1 protein-coding gene is annotated in these 383 nt (G+C 48.6%); it reads right to left on the minus strand.

Translation table 11 applies throughout. From position 1 onward, the window contains the following. The coding region (locus F8C76_RS18800) for a hypothetical protein (RefSeq protein ID WP_211372192.1) at positions 1-383 on the minus strand (383 nt) is incomplete at both ends.

Genomic DNA, 383 nt, shown 5'->3' on the forward strand with positions numbered 1-383 from the left:
ATATTTCCGCCGCAAATGTCGTTGCCACGACTTCGCCTACTCCAGGAACAAACCTCATTGCGGCAATGCGTCTTGCCTCGTCTTGTTCCTTGGAAGTGATGCGTAAGCGTAAATCAATTTGACGTTGTGCGGCTGAAAAATAGTTTAATTCATCGAGTAAGCTTGTTCGATAATCGTCTGCGCCGGGCGGCAGTGGAATGATTGCCAGAGCTGCAATAGCGGCTTTACTCCAATGGTCGATACCTGCTGGCTCGGCCACACTCAAAGACAGCAGCAAACCTCGAATCCGTTGCTTTACTTTACGTAATGAATCAGTGATTTGGTGTCTGCGGCGCTGAAGAGAGCGAAAGGCTTCTTCTTTTTCGGTTGGAATGGCTATTGGA

The organism is Flagellimonas olearia, assembly GCF_009184425.1.
Taxonomy (GTDB): Bacteria; Bacteroidota; Bacteroidia; order Flavobacteriales; family Flavobacteriaceae; genus Flagellimonas; species Flagellimonas olearia.